Below are 16,689 nucleotides of genomic sequence, written 5' to 3' on the forward strand. Positions count from 1 at the left end.
TTTCCCCCCGGTACGGCGGGATCTGACCCCGTACGGGGAGGAAATCAAGGGCGGTGCGGGCAGGCGGTCTTGGTGCAGTTGCCGTAGATCGCCAGCGCGTGCTCGGCAATCTTGAAGCCGCGCTCCTTGGCGATGGCGTTCTGGCGGTCCTCGATCGCTTCGTCAAAGAATTCCTCGACGCGGCCGCAATCCATGCACACCAGGTGATCATGGTGCGAACCCGCATTCAGCTCGAAGATGGCCTTGCCGGTTTCAAAATGGTTGCGGTTCAGCAGGCCGGCCTGCTCGAACTGGGTCAGCACGCGGTACACGGTGGCCAGGCCCACATCCATATTATCCGCCAGCAGGATCTTGTAGACATCCTCGGCGGTCAGGTGGCGCACTTCACTATTCTGGAAGATATCCAGGATTTTGATGCGTGGCAAAGTGGCTTTGAGGCCGCTGGCCTTCAGATCGGTAGGATTATTACCCATGGTCGTAACTCTTAATGTGGTTGGCGGATAGCTAGGCGTTAGTTTAACGCACTCCGGGGCTGGCCGCACCACCCACGCGTCACCAGATACTTTCCCGTAGTTAATTTACATTTACAAAGTTTTGCACCTGATTTGGCGGATTCTGCCCCATCCCGCGCCGGGTGCTTTATGATATAGCGTTTTTCGGCACTTCCGCTCGATCAGATTGAGGACATTTATGCGCGTCACCCAGGCTTCTTCGCAGTCTTTGTTGCACCGTTTCACTCCTGTCGCAGCCGCAGCGTGCGTTGCGCTGGCGCTGGGCGGCTGCGCGACCAAAACCACGCTGGGCGAGAAAGCCACCGAGGTAAAAGACCACGAACCCACGCTGGACGCCAGCAAGGGTGCGCAGACCACCACCATCACGCGCCTGCAGCGCTTTATGTGGTTCTTCTCGCCGTATCGTCCGGACATCCAGCAGGGCAACTTCGTTTCCGAAGAAATGTTGGCGCAATTGAAAGCCGGCATGACGCAGGACCAGGTCCGCTTCATCTTCGGCACCGCGCTGCTGACCGACCCGTTCCACGGCAACCGCTGGGACTACGCCTTCCGCCTGGCCAAGGGCAATGGCGAAATCACCACCAGCCGCGTGATCGTGTTCTTCGACAAGGACGGCCGTGTCGAGCGCTGGGAAGGCGGCAATCTGCCGACCGAGAAAGAATATATCGCCCGCATCGCCGGCCCGGCCCGCAGCCTGAAGAAAGAGGCGGCCGAGGAAGCCGCGCTGGCCAAGCCGGCGCCGGTCGCACCGCTGCCATCCGGCCCGGACAAGGCCAATGCCGCTCCGGTGGAAGCGACGATCAGCAACGACAAGAAATAACAAGGATTGAGCATGACCCAGATGAACATCGCCATCGCCGGCGCCGGCGGCCGCATGGGCCGCATCCTGATCGAGGCCGTGCAGAGCGCCGGCGACGCCCGCCTGTCGGGTGCGCTGGACCGCGCTGGCTCGGAACAGGCCGACGCCGCCGCCTTCCTCGGCAAGCCGGCCGGCGTGCCGGTGGAGTCGGCCTTCGACAAGGGCCTGGCGGGCGCGCAATACCTGATCGATTTCACCCGTCCGGAAGCGACGCTGGAACACCTGCAATACTGCGCCGAGCATGGCATCAAGCTGGTGATCGGCACCACCGGTTTCGACGACGCCGGCAAGGCCGCCATCGCCGAAGCGGCGAAGAAAACCGCGATCGTGTTCTCGCCGAACTTCTCGGTCGGCGTCAACGTCACCATGAAGCTGCTGGAGCAGGCCGCCAAGGCGCTGTCGACCGGCTATGACATCGAAATCGTCGAAGCCCACCACCGCTTCAAAGTGGATGCGCCGTCCGGCACCGCGCTGAAAATGGGCGAGGTGATCGCCGACGCGCTGGGCCGCGACCTGAAAAAAGACGGCGTGTTCGCGCGCGAAGGCGTGACCGGCGAGCGCGATCCATCGTCGATCGGCTTTGCCACCATTCGTGGCGGCGACATCGTCGGCGACCACACCGTGCTGTTTGCCGGCATCGGCGAGCGCATCGAGATCAGCCACAAATCCAGCAGCCGCGTGACCTACGCGCACGGCGCCATCCGCGCCTGCCGCTACCTGGCCGACAAGCCGACCGGCCTGTTCGACATGTACGACGTGCTGGGCCTGAAAGACAAATGAACCCGGCCGCCAGCCAATTCACCCTGGCCCGTTTCTGGGAGCAGGGCGACGCCATCAGCCACGCGGTAGCGTTGGTGCTGCTGGCGATGTCGCTGGTCAGCTGGTTCTTCATCCTGGCCAAGGCGTTTGCCGCCTGGCGCATCCGCCGCAGCGCGCCGGCGGTGCAGGCGTTCTGGGATGCGCCGTCGCTGCAGGACGGCGTGGCCGGCCTGGCGCTGGCCGATCCCGAAAAGATTTTCCTGCCGCTGGCCGAGCAGGGCGCGGCGCAGCTGAAGGCGGCGAGCAAGCCGTCGCTGGGCGGCGAAATGGACCGCCCGGCGCAAGCCACGCGGGTGCTGCGCGCGGCGATACAGCATTCCACCAACCGTCTCGAAGGCGGCCTGACCATGCTGGCGTCGATCGGCGCCACCGCGCCGTTTGTCGGCCTGCTGGGCACCGTGTGGGGTATCTACCATGCGCTGGCCAATGTGTCCTCGCATGGCACGGTGCAGATCGATAAAGTGGCCGGCCCGGTGGGCGAGGCGCTGGTGATGACCGCCATCGGCCTGACCGTGGCGATACCGGCGGTGCTGGCCTACAATGCGTTCAACCGCGTCAACCGCCTGACCCTGGCCGAGCTGGATGCGTTTGCGCACGACCTGCACGCGTATCTGAGCAAGTAACAGCATGGCCTTCGGCGCATTCAACCACCACCGCAATCCCGGCCCGATGGCCGACATCAACGTCACGCCGATGGTGGATGTGATGCTGGTGCTGCTGGTGATCTTCATCCTGTCCGCGCCGATGTTCACCGGTTCCGTGCAGCTGGAACTGCCGAAGGCGCAAACGCAGGCGGCGCAGTCGGCGCCGGCCGCCACGGTCACGCTGTCGATCGACGGCAAGGGCAAGATATTCTGGAATAACGATCCGGTCGAGCAGGACGCGCTGGTGTCGCGCCTGGTCGAAGCGGCCAAGCTGGAGCCGCAACCGGAACTGCAACTGCGCGCCGACAAGGATACCCGCTATGAAGTGGTGACCCAAGTGATGGCTGCCGCGCAGTCGAATGGATTAACGAAATTGGGATTCGTCACCGATCCCAAGAAGGACAAGTAAATGGCAACCGCAGAACTGAATGGCGCAGCCATCAAAGACTCCCCAAGCTTTCACGCCGAGTGCAAGGCAGCGCTGGGCTTCCCCGACACCTATGGCAACAGCATGGACGCGTGGGTGGATTGCCTGAGCTATTTGCGCGACGAAGACAGCATGAGCAAGTTCCGCCTGAAGCCGAACGAAGTGCTGGAAATCGTCATCAAGGATTCGGCCGCCATGCAGCCGGACATCCTCGAAGAAGTGACGTATTGCGTGGCCGGCCTGAACGAGCGCTATGAAGACTATGGCGAAAAGCCGGCGCTGAAACTTAGTCTGCGCTGATTTCTACGCCAGCCGGTACGGCGTTCGGGATATTGGCTTTCGAGCCGGTTTCACCCGGCGCCAGCGTCAGCACCTCGAAGCCGGTTTCGGTGACGTGCACCATGTGTTCCCATTGCGCCGACAGCGATTTGTCGCGCGTCTCGACGGTCCAGCCGTCGCTCAATTCCTTGGTGGCGGCCTTGCCGGCGTTGATCATCGGCTCGATGGTGAACAGCATGCCTGGCTTCAGCACCATGCCCTGGCCTGGACGGCCGTAGTGCGTCACCTGCGGATCTTCGTGGTAGACCTGGCCGATGCCGTGGCCGCAGTAATCCAGCACCACGCTGTAGCCGGCTTTTTCGGCCACGGTCTGGATCGCGAAGCCGACATCGCCCAGCGTCGCCTTCGGCTTCACTGCGCGGATGCCGGCCCACATCGCCGCGTAGGTGGTTTCGACCAGCTTGCGGGTGGGCTTGGACGGCTCGCCGACGTAGTACATACGGCTGGTGTCGCCGTGCCAGCCATCCTTGATGACGGCCACGTCGATGTTGATGATGTCGCCGTTCTTCAGCACCTGGGTGGCCGACGGAATGCCGTGGCACACCACATGGTTGACCGAGCTGCAGACGGTCGCCGGGAAGCCGCCGTAACCCACATTGGCCGGTATCGCCTGCTGGACATTGACGATGTAGTCGTTGCACAGCTGGTCGAGGTAGGCCGTGGTTACGCCCGGCTTCACGTGCGGAGCGATCATGGTCAGCACGTCGGCCGCCAGTTGGGCGGCGACGCGCGCCTGAACCATTTGCTCGGGCGTTTTGATGAGATTGGCGTTACGGCGGGACATGGTTGACCTCTTTATTTGCAGAGGCGGTATTTTCCCACAATCGTTAGCGCACCGCTTTTAAATCGAAGTGCGGGTTGTAGATCAGGCAAAGCAGGTTGCCGAACGGGTCGGCCAGTTCGACCGTCTTGATATTCTCGCCGACGTCCTGGATGGCGCCATGAATGGCCGCGCCCAGTGCGGTGATGCGGGCGACTTCCGCTTCGATATCTTCCACGCCCCAGTACACCAGCGCGCCAGTGGTGGCGGGCGTGCCGCCTTCCGGCAGCAGCCCCAGTTCAAAGCCACCGACGTTGTAGCCGACGTAGAACGGCTGGTCGAAATAGGGCTCGACGCCGAACACCTTGGTGTACCACTGTTTGGCCTTGGCCAGATCGGCCACCGGATAGATGGCGGTGCGCAGTCCGTTGATCATTGTGTGTGCCTCCAGATAGTCAAAACGCCATCTTGGCACATCAGGCATCGGTTTGATTGGAAAAATGGAATCGCTCGGGGGCGCTACCGGAAAATTCCTGGAAATCGTGGATCAGGTGGGATTGATCGAAGTAGCCGCATGCCAGCGCCAGTTGCGCCCAGTCGGGCGCTGGCGCCACCTTGATTGCCGCAGTGGCCTGGCGGAAGCGGCAGATCCGCGCGAACAGCTTGGGCGACAGGCCGACGTGCTGGCGGAACTGCGCCGCCAGATGCTGGCGCGATACACCCAGCGCCGCCGCCAGCGCCTCAATCCGCACCTCGCCGCCGCTATCATCCAGCGTCGCCAATGCCCGCTGCACCAGCGTCGCGGCGCCGGCCGGCAGCGCGCTCGCGGCCCGCAAGCGGCGCAGCAACTCCCGCTCGATGAGTGCCAGCCGCGCCCGCAGCGGCGCCTCGCTGGTCCACAGCGCATCGGCCAGACGGTCTGCATCGCTGTGTCCCCACAGTAGATCGATATCCGCGCGCTGGTCGGTAATCTCCTGCATCGGCGTGTGCAGGAACGCGCCCGCCATGCCCGGCTTGAAGCGCACTGCCAGGGTCCGTACCGGCCGCTCGCTGGCGACCAGTATTGCGGCGGACATCATGCCGACCGCGAAGCCGGATTGGCCGTTGTCCTGCCAGAGGATATCCACGCAATTGTCGGGCAGTACGCGATGCACATGCGCCCCGCCAGGCGCTTGCGCCGCCCAGACGCATGCTATATGTGCTGCCAGTGCTGGATGGGGGGAGTATTCACGATAATACATGGCGGAAGATTATCACTTTTTGAACCCCGCAGGGCCACAGAGGGGGCGGACCCCGGCCGCGATGCATCGCTTGAGGGGGAAAGCCAGCGCTCATCCAGCCCTCTCTCAAGGTATAATGTCCGGTTCATATTCACTAATTGGCCGTACACCATCATGCAAGATAAATATAGTCCCGCCGACGTAGAAAAAGCCGCGCAATCCCACTGGAAGGCAATCGATGCCTACAAGGCTGTCGAGAACGATCCGCGTTTCCCGAAAGGGAAGTACTACGCCTGCTCGATGCTGCCTTACCCATCGGGCAAGCTGCACATGGGCCACGTCCGCAACTATACGATCAACGACGTGATGTACCGCTATCTGCGCATGAACGGCTACAACGTGCTGATGCCGATGGGCTGGGATGCCTTCGGCATGCCCGCCGAAAACGCGGCGATGGCCAACAACGTGCCGCCGGCGCAATGGACTTATTCGAACATCGCCCACATGCGCTCGCAGATGGAGCTGATGGGCCTGGCCATCGACTGGTCGCGCGAAATGACCGCGTGCAAGCCGGAATACTACAAATGGAACCAGTGGATGTTCCTGAAGATGCTGGAAAAAGGCATCATCTACAAAAAGACCGGCACCGTGAACTGGGACCCGATCGACCAGACCGTGCTGGCCAATGAGCAGGTCATCGACGGCAAGGGCTGGCGCTCGGGCGCAGTGATCGAGAAGCGTGAAATCCCGATGTACTACGCGCGCATCACCGACTACGCCGATGAGCTGCTGGGCTATGTTGACGACAAGCTGCCAGGCTGGCCTGAGCGCGTGCGCATCATGCAGTCGAACTGGATCGGCAAATCGACCGGCGTGCGCTTCGCCTTCCCGCATGAGATCAAGGACGCCGATGGCAAGCTGATCACCGACGGCAAAATGTATGTCTTCACCACCCGTCCGGACACCGTGATGGGCGTGACCTTCTGCGCCGTCGCCGCAGAACATCCGCTGGCCGTGCTGGCCGCGCAGACCAATCCGGAGCTGGCCGCCTTCAACGCCGAGTGCAAACTGGGCTCGGTGATCGAAGCCGACATGGCGACCATGGAGAAGAAGGGCATGCCGACCGGCCTGTTCGTCACCCATCCAATCACCGGCGACAAGGTCGAAGTCTGGGTCGGCAACTACGTGCTGATGACTTACGGCGACGGCGCTGTGATGGGTGTGCCTGCGCACGACGAACGCGATTTCGCTTTCGCCAAAAAATACAATCTGCCGCTCAAGCAGGTGATCAAGGCCGAAGGCCAGGAATTCAGCACCGGCGCATGGCAGGAATGGTACGGCGACAAGGAAGTGGCTATCGTCACCAACTCCGGCAAGTACGATGGCCTGCGCTACGCTGAAGCAGTCGACGCGGTGGCCGCCGACATGGCCGCCAAGGGCCTGGGCGAGAAGAAGATCACCTTCCGCCTGCGCGACTGGGGCATCTCGCGCCAGCGCTACTGGGGCACGCCGATCCCGATGATCAACTGCCCGGATTGCGGCTCGGTGCCAGTGCCGGAAAAAGACCTGCCGGTGGTGCTGCCGGAAGACTGCGTCCCTGATGGCAGCGGCAATCCGCTGAACAAGTATGAAGCCTTCCTGAAGTGCGACTGCCCGCAGTGCGGCAAGCCAGCGCGCCGCGAAACCGACACCATGGATACCTTCGTCGATTCGTCGTGGTACTACATGCGCTATACCTCGCCAGGCTCGAACGACGCCATGGTCGATGCACGCAATGATTACTGGATGCCGATGGACCAGTACATCGGCGGCATCGAACACGCGGTGCTGCACCTGCTGTACGCGCGCTTCTGGACCAAAGTCATGCGCGACTTCGGCCTGGTGAAATTCGACGAGCCGTTCACCAACCTGCTGACCCAGGGCATGGTGCTGAACGAGACTTACTACCGCGAAGAAGAATCCGGCAAGAAGATCTGGTTCAATCCGGCCGACGTGGACCTGTCGCTGGACGACAAGGGCCGTCCGCAAGGCGCGGTGCTGAAGGAAGACGGCCAGCCTGTGCAGATAGGCGGCACCGAGAAGATGTCGAAGTCGAAGAACAACGGCATCGATCCGCAAGCGCAGATCGAACAATACGGCGCCGACACCGCGCGCCTGTTCACCATGTTCGCTTCGCCGCCGGAACAGACGCTGGAATGGTCGGGCAGCGGCGTGGAAGGCGCCAACCGCTTCCTGCGCCGCGTGTGGGCCTTCGGCTACGCGCAGCGTGAAGGCATCGCCGCAGCAGGCGCGCCGCTGAATTCTGCTGCCACCACCGACGCTGGCAAAACCCTGCGCCGCGAAGTGCACAAGGTGCTGCAACAGGCTGACTACGACGTCAAGCGCATCCAGTACAACACGGTGGTGTCGGCTTGCATGAAGATGCTGAACACGCTGGAATCGGCCAAGGATGTGGAAGCGGCCGTGCTGTCGGAAGGCTATGCGATCTTCCTGCGCTTGCTGAATCCGGTCGCGCCGCACATCACCCACGTACTGTGGAAGGAACTCGGCTATGCTGGCGATATCCTGGATGCGGCCTGGCCGCAGGTTGATCCGGCCGCGCTGGAACAGTCCGAGATCGAAATGATGATCCAGGTGAACGGCAAGCTGCGTGGCAGCGTGGTGGTAGCGAAAGGTGCCGACAAGGCTGCCATCGAAGCTGCCGCGCTGGCCAACGAAGCGGTGCAAAAGTTCATCGAGGGCACGCCGAAGAAGGTGATCGTGGTGCCAGGTAAATTGGTCAACATCGTGGTGTAAAGAGAGCTATGGCGACTACTTCGAAGTTTTTGTGTGCGGCAGTGCTGGCGGCGTCGCTGACGCTGTCGGGCTGCGGTTTCCACCTGCGCGGCGACAGCGGCCACTACACGCTGCCGTTCCCGACGATTTATGTGGGGCTGCCGGAGGCGTCGCCATTGGCGATTGATTTGAAACGCAATATCCGCGCCAACGGCGGCACCACGGTGGTCAGCAGCGCCAAGGAAGCGGATGGGGTGATCGATGTCTTGTCCAATCCGGAAAAGACCAAGACCAAGACCATTCTTTCGCTGAACAGCAATGGCCGCGTGCGCCAGTATCTGCTGACCTACAACATCATCTTCCGCATCATCGACAAGCAGGGCAAGGAGTTGCTGGCGCCGACGCAAATTACGCTGACCCGCCCGATCGACTTCAACGAAACCCAGCTGCTGGCCAAGGAACAGGAAGAAGCACTGCTGTACAAGGACATGCAGACCGACCTGGTACAGCAGATGATGCGCCGCATCGCCGCCGTCAAGACGGCCGGCGTGTCGCTGCCGCCGCCAGGCCCGGCGCCGAGCGGCCAGCAGCCATCGTCGCAACCGTCGACGATACCGCCGGCTGTGCCGATTCAGTAAAGGCGCCGCATGCAATTACGGTTGGAGGCGCTGGACGGCCATTTGAGCAAATCGCTGTCGCAGCTGTATGTCATCACCAGCGACGAGCATTTGCTGGCGCTGGAGGCTGCGGACAAAATCCGCAAGACCGCGCGCGCGCAGGGCTATTCCGAGCGCGATGTGCTGACCGTGGAGCGCAGCTTCAAATGGGGCGAGCTGTTGGCGGCCAACCAGGCGCTATCGCTGTTTGGTGACAAGAAGCTGATCGAGCTGCGTATCCCGACCGGCAAGCCGGGCAAGGATGGCGGCGCGGCGCTGCAAAACTATGTCAAAGATCTGAGTCCGGATAACCTGACTTTGATTACGCTGCCCAAGCTGGACTGGCAGACGCAAAAGGCGGCCTGGGTGGCCGCGCTTCAGCAAGCGGCGGTGTATATCGACATCCCGCAGGTGGAACGGGCGCATTTGCCCAATTGGATAGGCCAGCGCCTTGCCCAACAGGGGCAAAGCGCGGACCGGCAGAGCATTGATTTCATCGCCGATCGCGTGGAAGGCAATCTGCTTGCGGCCCATCAGGAGATTCAAAAACTGGCCTTGCTGCACGAGCCGGGCAAGCTGACCTACGAGCAGGTGCACGAAGCGGTGCTGAATGTGGCGCGCTACGATGTGTTCAAGCTCAGTGAGGCGATGCTGGCGGGCGATCCGGCGCGGTTGATCCGCATGCTGGATGGCCTGAAAGGCGAAGGCGAAGCATTGCCGCTGGTGCTGTGGGCGGTGTCGGAGGAAATCCGCACGCTGCTCAAGCTGAAGGCGGGCATGGCGCAAGGCCGGCCTTTGGGGGCGCTGCTCAAGGAGCACCGCATCTGGGGGCCTAAAGAACGCATGATGGACCCGGCGCTGCGCCGCATTTCATTGCCAACGCTGGAAGCGGCAATGAAAGAGGCCGCGCAAGTGGACAAGATGATCAAGGGCCTGCGCGCGAAAGCGTATGCCGGCGACGCGTGGGACGCGATGCTGCAATTGGCGTTGAAGGTCGCGCGCGGTTAAACCCGACGAGACAACGATGGACATCAAGCAGTACATGGAACAACTGGGCCAGCAAGCGCGCAAGGCTGCGCGCGGCATGGCGCGTGCCGACACGGCGACACGCAACCGCGCACTGACGCTGATCGCCAATGCAATCGAACGCGACGCCGATGCGCTGCGCGCCGCCAATCAACTGGATATGGACGCTGCCGCCGCCAACGGCCTGGAACCGGCGATGCTGGACCGCCTGGCGCTGTCGGACAAGGCGATTGCCACCATGATCGAAGGCCTGCGCCAGATCGTCGCACTGCCCGATCCGATTGGTGAAATCTCCGGCCTGAAATTCCGTCCGACTGGCATCCAGGTCGGCCAGATGCGCGTACCGCTGGGCGTGATCGGCATCATCTACGAATCGCGCCCGAACGTGACCGTGGATGCGGCCGGCCTGTGTATCAAGAGCGGCAACGCCACCATTCTGCGCGGCGGCTCGGAAGCGATCCACTGCAACCGCGCGCTGGCCAAGCTGGTCAAGGAGGGCCTGCAGGGCGCGGGCTTGCCGGCCGATGGCGTGCAAGTGGTGGACACCACCGACCGCGCCGCCGTGGGCGCGCTGATCACCATGCCGCAGTATGTGGATGTGATCGTGCCGCGCGGCGGCAAGAGCCTGATCGCACGGCTGATGGCAGAAGCCACGGTGCCGATGATCAAACACCTGGACGGCATCTGCCACGTCTATATCGACGCCAAGGCCGACCTGAAGAAAGCGCTGGATATCGGCTTCAACGCCAAGTGCCATCGCTACGGCACCTGCAACACCATGGAAACGCTGCTGGTGGCGCGCGCGATTGCGCCGACGGTGCTGCCGGAACTGGCCAAACTGTATGCGGCCAAGGAAGTCGAGCTGCGCGCCGACGCGGAAGCGGCGGCGATCCTGGCCGGCTACCCGCATCTGGCGGCGGCCACGGAAGAAGACTGGTCCACCGAATACCTGGCGGCGATTTTGTCGGTCAAGGTGGTGGAGGACATGGACGAGGCGATGGAACACATCAACACCTACTCGTCCAAGCACACGGAAGCGATTATCACCGAAGACCATTCGGCGGCGATGCGCTTCCTGCGCGAAGTGGATTCGTCGTCGGTGATGGTCAACGCCTCGACGCGCTTTGCCGATGGTTTTGAGTACGGCCTGGGCGCGGAGATCGGCATCTCCAACGACAAGCTGCACGCACGCGGCCCGGTCGGACTGGAAGGCCTGACCTCGCTGAAATACGTGGTATTCGGCCACGGAGAAGTTCGACAATAAAGGATCGTTATGCTGTACCTCTGGACCAAAGCACTGCACATCTTCTTCGTCATCGCCTGGATGGCCGGCGTGTTCTACCTGCCGCGCATCTTCGTTAATCTGGCGATGGAGACCGACAAGAACACCACCGCGCGCCTGCTGCTGATGGCGCGCAAGCTGTATCGCTTCTCGATGTGGATTGCAGTGTTTGCGGTGATCTTTGGTATCAGCCTGATTTATCAGCTGTATGGCTGGCACCTGCCAGGCGGCTGGCTGCACGCCAAGCTGACCCTGGTGGTGCTGCTGATCGGCTATCACCACGCGTGCGGCCCGCTGCTGAAAAAGTTTGAACGCGGTGAAAACAAACGTAGCCACAAGTGGTTCCGCGTATTTAACGAGGTGCCGGTATTCCTGATGCTGGGCATCATCATCTTTGTAGTAGTCAAGCCGTTCTGACCGCAGAACGGATATTTTTTTAACGGACAAAAGGTACACCTATGGCATCCTTCTTTTGCCCATGCCCGCGCGGCATGGAAGCGGCGTTAGCCGAAGAACTGCGCGAGATCGCGCAACAAAGCACCACCATGAAGGTGCACAACGAAGTGCCTGGCGGCGTGCACGCCTCCGGCGAGCTGACCGACGCCTATCTGATGAATCTGCACTCGCGCATCGCGTCGCGCGTGCTGATGCGGATGGCGGTCGGCGGCTACAAGAACGAGAACGATATTTATGACCTGGTGCTGGAGCAGCCCTGGGAAGAGTGGTTCAGCTATGACCACACCATTCGCGTCGATCTCACCGCCGTCAAGTCGCCGCTGAAAAGCCTGGAATTCACTACGCTGAAGATCAAGGACGCCATTTGCGACCGCTTCCTCGATCAGTATAAAAAACGTCCTTCGGTCGATACCAAGGAACCGGATATGCGTATCTTCGGCTTCGTCGATGCGCGTCAGTTCATTGTGTACCTGGATACTTCGGGCGAGGCGCTGTTCAAGCGCGGCTGGCGTACCGAGACCGGCGACGCACCGCTGCGCGAGAACCTGGCCGCCGGCCTGCTGCGCGTGGCTGGCTGGAAGCCGGGCATGCCGCTGTTTGACCCGATGTGCGGTTCCGGCACCATCCTGTGCGAAGCGGCGCAGATGGTGCAGGGTGTGCCGCCTGGCGCGCGCCGCCGTTTCGCGTTCGAGAAGTTCCATGATTTTGAAACCCAGGTGTGGCAGGACATGAAGGCTGCCATCAAGCCGAATCCGCTGCCGTCCGAGCCGACCATTTTCGGTTCTGATATTTCGGGCGATATGGTGGCGATGGCGCGCCACAATCTGCGTAGCGCCGGCATTCTGTTTGATGTGCCGCTGAAGCAGATCGAAGCGCAGCAGGTGCAGGCGCCGACGACGCAGCCGGGGATTTTGCTGACCAATCCTCCGTACGGCGAGCGTATCGGCGTGCGCGGTGACAGCACCATGCCGCAGGATGAACTGGCCAATAGCTTCTACGCGGAGCTCAGCTCGACGCTGAAGCAGCGCTTTGCCGGCTGGACGGTGTATCTGTTCACGGCGGATCTGGGGGTGCCGAAGCTGCTGCGCTTGAAGGAATCGCGCAAGACGCCGTTCTTCAATGGTGCGCTGGAATGCCGTTTGTTCCGTTTCGATATGGTGGCCGGCTTCAACCGCCGTGAAGCCGCCAAGCCAAAAGAGTAAACCCCGTCGTTCCGGCGTGTGCCGGAATGACGGGAGAAGGTTCCGGGTTATTCTAAGGATACCGTTATGCTGCCAACTCCTCCCGCCGACCTGCCCGACCAGGACATCGACCACGATGTCCCTCCCCCGGAACCCCCGCACCGCAAGCCACTCACCGCCGCAGCATTGGCGGTGATGCTGGCCGGCCTGTCGATGATCGGCCCGTTCTCCATCGACGCCTACCTGCCGGCCTTCCCCAATATCCAGGCCACGCTGCACGCCACGCCGCTGGAAGTGCAGCAAAGCCTGACCTTCTATATGCTGGCCTTCGCAGGCATGGTGCTGTGGCATGGCGCGCTGTCGGACGCCTTCGGCCGCCGCAACGTCATCCTGGTGTCGCTGGCCATGTTCGCCATCGGCACGCTGGGCTGCGCGGCGGCGCACACTGTCCACTATCTGTGGGTATTCCGCATCATGCAGGGTGTCTCGGCCGGCGCCGGGGTGGTGGTGGGCCGCGCCATCATCCGCGACCTGTATGAGGACGCCGCCGCCGCACGGCTGCTGTCGCTGGTGACCATGATTTTCTCGATCGCGCCAGCCATTGCGCCCATCCTCGGCGGCTGGATCGTCACGCTGTTCGACTGGCGCGCCATCTTTTTGTCGCTGCTGGCCTACAGTATTTTGCTGTTCATCTTCTGCTACCGCCGCCTGCCGGAGACGCTGCCGCCGGAAAAACGCCATCCGTTCAACCCGCGCTTCCTGGTGCGTAACTACGGCGACATCCTGCGCTCGCCGCTATTCCACCTGAAGACTGGAGTAGTGGCGCTGAACTTTGCCGGCCTGTTTATCTACATCGCGGCGGCCCCGGTGTTCCTGCCCGAGCAGCTGCATCTGGGCGCCTCGGAATTCGCCTGGCTGTTTATTCCGTCGGTGAGCGGGATTTTCCTGGGGGCGCTGGCGGCCAACCGCATCGCTGGCAAAATCAGCTTCGCGCAGCAGATACGCATCGGTTTCTGCTTCCTGCTGGCCGCGTCGACGCTCAATCTGTTGTATCACAGCCTGCTGCCGCCGGCGCTGCCATGGACCGTGCTGCCGCTGCTGTTCTATACCTTCGGCATGTCGGTGGTGGCGCCAGGGGCGACGCTGCTGGCGCTCGACCTGTTTCCGCACATCCGTGGCACGGTGGCCTCAGTGCAGTCGTTCGCGGTGACGCTGCTGGGCGCCATTGTGGCAGGGGTGATCGCGCCCGTGCTATCACATTCGGCGCTGTGGCTAGCCGCAGGACAGATGGCATTTAGTGCCTCTGCTCTTGCTTTGTGGTTGACGTCGCGCCATTACCGGCGCATGCTAACGCGCTATCCAGACCGATAATTATTAACGGCAGGAAATTGACTTAGTTGAGGAAGAAATTTTTCCTCGTGTTAAGTCATCATCACACTTTATGCTAAGATAATTTTTTGGCGGGAATTATTTTATGCCTGATCGCGCTGAAGCCCGCATAAAACCTAACGTTGACGGAATTTTGCCGTTGAGTTCCGTCCTTGATTGATGTCTATTGGCGGCAATGTTTGATACGATGCATCAACAATCTGACCACGATATTCGCAATCGACTTTTGATCGCCCGTCTGCCGGCCATGCCGCAGATCCTCATCAAGTTGATTGAGCACCTGCAAGCCGACGACGCCGGCATGCCGGAGCTGGCTGCCCTCATCGCCAAGGACGCGGCCATGACCAGCAAGATCCTGACCGTCGCCAATAGCTCGGCCTACCATCGCAACCAGCGCACGGTCGGCCTGGAGCAGTCGCTGGTGTCGCTCGGCACCGACATGATCAAGACGCTGGTGATCAGCGAATCGGTATTCCAGACCTTTAACAGCTTCCCGCATTCGGCCAGCACCGACTTGCGCGGCTTCTGGAAAGGCTCGCTGACCACGGCCGTGATCGCGCGCGACGTGGCACGGCAGATGGAATACCCGCATGTGGAAGAAGCCTATCTGGCTGGCCTGCTGCACAACGTCGGCCGGCTGGCGCTGCTGGCCACTGCACCGAAAGAATACGCCTTCAACTTCACCGCGCGCGATGACGAAGACCTGTGTGCGGTCGAGCAGCGCACGCTGCAAATCACCCACTCGGAAGCGGGCGCCTGGCTGATCGAGCGCTGGAACCTGGATTCCTTCCTGGCCGACAGTGTGTTGTATCACCACGAGCCGATTACCCGCCTGGAAGCGGCGCATCCGCTGATCCGCATCGTGCGCCTGTCGCACCTGCTGTGCTGCCACGAAGACCAGGAGCAGGCCATCGAAGACGCGGCGCGCCTGTGCAACCTGGATGGCGAGAAGCTTGATCTGATTATCAAAAACGCCGCGCGGCAGGTGGAGAAGTCGGCCACCTATCTGGGCATCGACCTCGCCGGCGCCGACGACATCGTCGCACCGGCCGCTTACGCGCCGCCGCTGGTCGATCCAGTGCAGCAGCGGCTGTCGGAAGAAGTACGCAACATCATGCTGGTGTCCGAAATGGGCCAGACCTTCGCCCGCCAGAACGGCGAAGCCAGCCTGCTGGAAGCCATCACCCGCTCGGCGCGCATCCTGTTCGACCTGGAAAACGCCGTGCTGCTGCTGGAGAATCCAACCGGCCACGCGCTGCATGGCATGGCTAGCGGCGATAACCAGCAGCGGCTGGCCGAATTCGTGATCCCGCTGAACAAGGGCGGGCCGGTAGCGCAGTCGGCGCTGGAGCGCAAGCTGGCTTATGTGAGCCGCGAAGGCCAGGCCCACAATGTGTCGGAAGAACAGCTGTTCCGCATCCTCGGCAGCGACGGCATGGTGTGCCTGCCGCTGGTGGCCAATCAGCGCTGTCTCGGCGTGCTGATTGGCGGCGCGCCGGCGTGGCAGATGGCGGCGCTGCAAAAGCGCGAGCGCTTCCTGCAATCGTTCGGCACCCAGGCCGCCGCCTCGCTGGAAACGGCGATGAGCGAGCGTGGCCACGCCAAGCGCCAGATCGCGCATGTGGCGGAAGAATACCGCGAAGCCTCGCGCCGCGTGGTGCATGAAGTGAACAACCCGCTGTCGATCATCAAGAACTATCTGTCGGTATTGGACAGCAAACTGGCGCGGCGCGAGCCGGTGGTCGGCGAGATGTCGATCCTGAACGAAGAGATCGACCGCGTCGGCCAGCTGATCAACGGCCTGGCCGATTTGCAGCCAACCGAAACCTCGCGCGTGACCGATGTGGCCAAGGTGGTCGATGACGTGCTGCGGCTGTTCCGCGCCACCGACTTCGTACCGGCCTCGGTGCAGATCGTGGTGCGCATGCAGGAGGAGCCGGCGGAAATCGACGGCGACGCCGATCTGCTCAAGCAGATCCTGGTGAACCTGATCAAGAACGCCATCGAGGCGCTGGGCGACGGCGGCAAAATTGAAATCGCCAATCGCGGCCACGTCAACCGCGAGCGCAAGCTGTATCTGGAACTGGTGGTGAGCGACACCGGTCCGGGTTTGTCGGCAGACGTGCTGGCCAACCTGTTCTCTCCTGTGCGTAGCAGCAAGGAGGGCGCTCACCATGGCCTTGGACTGTCGATTGTCCATAGCCTGGTCAAGAAAATGCAAGGCCTGATTACCTGCCGTTCCGGCAAAACGGGTACTACCTTTGAAATCCTGCTGCCCGCCAAGGGCAGTACCAGCCAAGTCGCCGGCGTGCAAACGCGGGTGATGGATTCCGCTTAAGGCCAT

17 protein-coding genes are annotated in these 16,689 nt (G+C 61.9%); 13 read left to right on the plus strand and 4 right to left on the minus strand.

Annotation, left to right across the window (positions count from 1 at the left end):
• Positions 1-44: 44 nt before the first annotated feature.
• Entirely contained in the window at positions 45-473 is a 429-nt protein-coding gene (gene fur, locus KW842_RS24260) for a ferric iron uptake transcriptional regulator (protein WP_218306697.1), read from the minus strand.
• A gap of 217 nt (positions 474-690) precedes the next feature.
• Here fur and KW842_RS24265 point away from each other — a divergent pair, with 217 nt between their 5' ends.
• From KW842_RS24265 to KW842_RS24285, 5 genes are read left to right on the plus strand one after another with little or no spacing between them, the layout of a single operon-like run.
• The gene (locus KW842_RS24265) at positions 691-1,332 is read left to right on the plus strand and encodes an outer membrane protein assembly factor BamE (protein ID WP_218306698.1); all 642 of its coding nucleotides are present in this window, start codon (positions 691-693) and stop codon (positions 1,330-1,332) included.
• Between the two features lie 12 nt (positions 1,333-1,344).
• On the plus strand, positions 1,345-2,151 hold the full coding sequence (gene dapB / locus KW842_RS24270) for a 4-hydroxy-tetrahydrodipicolinate reductase (RefSeq protein WP_218306699.1): 807 nt from the start codon (positions 1,345-1,347) through the stop codon (positions 2,149-2,151).
• Complete coding sequence (locus KW842_RS24275) at positions 2,148-2,813, plus strand: MotA/TolQ/ExbB proton channel family protein (protein WP_218306700.1); 666 nt, start codon at positions 2,148-2,150, stop codon at positions 2,811-2,813. Before dapB ends, KW842_RS24275 begins: the two co-directional genes overlap by 4 nt.
• Positions 2,814-2,817: 4 nt before the next feature.
• Positions 2,818-3,243: a biopolymer transporter ExbD gene (locus KW842_RS24280; protein ID WP_218306701.1), complete on the plus strand. Its 426-nt coding sequence runs from the start codon at positions 2,818-2,820 to the stop codon at positions 3,241-3,243.
• Positions 3,244-3,561 carry a barstar family protein gene (locus tag KW842_RS24285; RefSeq protein WP_218306702.1) on the plus strand — a complete coding sequence of 106 codons (318 nt, stop codon included), beginning with the start codon at positions 3,244-3,246 and terminating at the stop codon, positions 3,559-3,561. It begins immediately after the preceding gene.
• Here the strand turns inward: KW842_RS24285 and map are convergent.
• Genes map through KW842_RS24300 form a run of 3 tightly spaced genes read right to left on the minus strand, consistent with a single transcriptional unit; the run spans position 3,548 to position 5,601 of the window.
• Positions 3,548-4,384: a type I methionyl aminopeptidase gene (gene map / locus KW842_RS24290; RefSeq protein WP_218306703.1), complete on the minus strand. Its 837-nt coding sequence runs from the start codon at positions 4,382-4,384 to the stop codon at positions 3,548-3,550. The genes KW842_RS24285 and map overlap by 14 nt on opposite strands.
• Positions 4,385-4,427: 43 nt before the next feature.
• Positions 4,428-4,796, minus strand: coding sequence for a VOC family protein (locus KW842_RS24295; RefSeq protein ID WP_218306704.1), 369 nt, complete (start codon positions 4,794-4,796; stop codon positions 4,428-4,430).
• Positions 4,797-4,836: 40 nt separating this feature from the next.
• A complete protein-coding gene (locus KW842_RS24300; protein ID WP_218306705.1) occupies positions 4,837-5,601 on the minus strand; it encodes a helix-turn-helix domain-containing protein in 765 nt (254 codons plus the stop codon).
• 153 nt (positions 5,602-5,754) lie between these two features.
• On the opposite strand from KW842_RS24300, the gene leuS reads away from it, so the two are divergent.
• The 8 genes from leuS to KW842_RS24340 all read left to right on the plus strand — a co-directional run bounded on the left by leuS (position 5,755) and on the right by KW842_RS24340 (position 16,683).
• Positions 5,755-8,376, plus strand: coding sequence for a leucine--tRNA ligase (leuS, locus tag KW842_RS24305; protein WP_218306706.1), 2,622 nt, complete (start codon positions 5,755-5,757; stop codon positions 8,374-8,376).
• A gap of 8 nt (positions 8,377-8,384) precedes the next feature.
• On the plus strand, positions 8,385-8,993 hold the full coding sequence (lptE, locus tag KW842_RS24310; protein WP_218306707.1) for an LPS assembly lipoprotein LptE: 609 nt from the start codon (positions 8,385-8,387) through the stop codon (positions 8,991-8,993).
• Between the two features lie 9 nt (positions 8,994-9,002).
• Positions 9,003-10,019 carry a DNA polymerase III subunit delta gene (gene holA, locus KW842_RS24315; protein WP_218306708.1) on the plus strand — a complete coding sequence of 339 codons (1,017 nt, stop codon included), beginning with the start codon at positions 9,003-9,005 and terminating at the stop codon, positions 10,017-10,019.
• Between the two features lie 16 nt (positions 10,020-10,035).
• Positions 10,036-11,301: a glutamate-5-semialdehyde dehydrogenase gene (locus KW842_RS24320; protein WP_218306709.1), complete on the plus strand. Its 1,266-nt coding sequence runs from the start codon at positions 10,036-10,038 to the stop codon at positions 11,299-11,301.
• Between the two features lie 9 nt (positions 11,302-11,310).
• Positions 11,311-11,736: a CopD family protein gene (locus tag KW842_RS24325; protein WP_218306710.1), complete on the plus strand. Its 426-nt coding sequence runs from the start codon at positions 11,311-11,313 to the stop codon at positions 11,734-11,736.
• 41 nt (positions 11,737-11,777) lie between these two features.
• Complete coding sequence (locus KW842_RS24330) at positions 11,778-12,977, plus strand: class I SAM-dependent RNA methyltransferase (RefSeq protein WP_373925231.1); 1,200 nt, start codon at positions 11,778-11,780, stop codon at positions 12,975-12,977.
• A gap of 66 nt (positions 12,978-13,043) precedes the next feature.
• A complete protein-coding gene (locus tag KW842_RS24335; protein ID WP_218306711.1) occupies positions 13,044-14,327 on the plus strand; it encodes a multidrug effflux MFS transporter in 1,284 nt (427 codons plus the stop codon).
• 205 nt (positions 14,328-14,532) lie between these two features.
• Entirely contained in the window at positions 14,533-16,683 is a 2,151-nt protein-coding gene (locus KW842_RS24340; protein ID WP_229223875.1) for an HDOD domain-containing protein, read from the plus strand.
• Positions 16,684-16,689: the final 6 nt, after the last annotated feature.

It is taken from the genome of Duganella sp. sic0402 (assembly GCF_019219065.1).
Lineage (GTDB): Bacteria > Pseudomonadota > Gammaproteobacteria > Burkholderiales > Burkholderiaceae_D > Rugamonas.

Coding starts and splice junctions, on each gene's coding strand:
- lptE (WP_218306707.1), top strand. CDS start 8,385: ATGGCGACTACTTCGAAGTTTTTGTGTGCGGCAGTGCTGGCGGCGTCG.
- KW842_RS24330 (WP_373925231.1), top strand. CDS start 11,778: ATGGCATCCTTCTTTTGCCCATGCCCGCGCGGCATGGAAGCGGCGTTA.
- fur (WP_218306697.1), bottom strand. CDS start 473: ATGGGTAATAATCCTACCGATCTGAAGGCCAGCGGCCTCAAAGCCACT.
- KW842_RS24300 (WP_218306705.1), bottom strand. CDS start 5,601: ATGTATTATCGTGAATACTCCCCCCATCCAGCACTGGCAGCACATATA.
- dapB (WP_218306699.1), top strand. CDS start 1,345: ATGACCCAGATGAACATCGCCATCGCCGGCGCCGGCGGCCGCATGGGC.
- map (WP_218306703.1), bottom strand. CDS start 4,384: ATGTCCCGCCGTAACGCCAATCTCATCAAAACGCCCGAGCAAATGGTT.
- KW842_RS24275 (WP_218306700.1), top strand. CDS start 2,148: ATGAACCCGGCCGCCAGCCAATTCACCCTGGCCCGTTTCTGGGAGCAG.
- KW842_RS24325 (WP_218306710.1), top strand. CDS start 11,311: ATGCTGTACCTCTGGACCAAAGCACTGCACATCTTCTTCGTCATCGCC.
- KW842_RS24295 (WP_218306704.1), bottom strand. CDS start 4,796: ATGATCAACGGACTGCGCACCGCCATCTATCCGGTGGCCGATCTGGCC.
- holA (WP_218306708.1), top strand. CDS start 9,003: ATGCAATTACGGTTGGAGGCGCTGGACGGCCATTTGAGCAAATCGCTG.
- leuS (WP_218306706.1), top strand. CDS start 5,755: ATGCAAGATAAATATAGTCCCGCCGACGTAGAAAAAGCCGCGCAATCC.
- KW842_RS24335 (WP_218306711.1), top strand. CDS start 13,044: ATGCTGCCAACTCCTCCCGCCGACCTGCCCGACCAGGACATCGACCAC.
- KW842_RS24280 (WP_218306701.1), top strand. CDS start 2,818: ATGGCCTTCGGCGCATTCAACCACCACCGCAATCCCGGCCCGATGGCC.
- KW842_RS24265 (WP_218306698.1), top strand. CDS start 691: ATGCGCGTCACCCAGGCTTCTTCGCAGTCTTTGTTGCACCGTTTCACT.
- KW842_RS24320 (WP_218306709.1), top strand. CDS start 10,036: ATGGACATCAAGCAGTACATGGAACAACTGGGCCAGCAAGCGCGCAAG.
- KW842_RS24285 (WP_218306702.1), top strand. CDS start 3,244: ATGGCAACCGCAGAACTGAATGGCGCAGCCATCAAAGACTCCCCAAGC.
- KW842_RS24340 (WP_229223875.1), top strand. CDS start 14,533: ATGCATCAACAATCTGACCACGATATTCGCAATCGACTTTTGATCGCC.